The organism is uncultured Tenacibaculum sp. (assembly GCF_947502995.1).
Classification (GTDB): domain Bacteria; phylum Bacteroidota; class Bacteroidia; order Flavobacteriales; family Flavobacteriaceae; genus Polaribacter.
The window spans coordinates 1-469 of the sequence record NZ_CANNBW010000065.1; the positions used below are offsets into that span (position 1 = coordinate 1).

Annotated in this window: 1 protein-coding gene; it reads right to left on the minus strand. The window is 39.0% G+C overall.

Annotation, left to right across the window (positions count from 1 at the left end):
- Positions 1 to 469 (minus strand): SprB repeat-containing protein (locus Q1A46_RS20745; protein WP_299683566.1); only part of this gene is annotated, 469 nt, incomplete at both ends.

Genomic DNA, 469 nt, shown 5'->3' on the forward strand with positions numbered 1-469 from the left:
GAACTAAACTATAAGTAACTGGAGTTAAGCCTGCTGTTAAAGTAACCTCGATACGTCCTGTAGCACTTCCATTACAGGTAGCATCTACTGGATTTACTGTAAACGCTGGATCAACTGGTGCAACAACTTCAAATGTCTTGTTAACAACACAACTTCCTGAACCTGTATCTATAACTCTAACCATATACGTTCCTACTGGAGTAGTTAATGGTAAAGTAAAGTTATCGCTTACTCCTGTTCCTGCAACTATAGTTCCTGTAACAACATTTGGTGTTGTTGGACTGTCAACTTCATAAGTGTAGCTTCCTGTTCCTGAACTAACCTCAATACTGTATTCTGGACCTGCAACACAACTTAAAATGCTTACTGGAGTAACATCAAAGTCTAAGTCAGGATTAATCGTAATATTCTGAGTTCCGGCTGCTGGACAGTTATTACTGTCAACCACTGAAACTGTATAATCATCTGC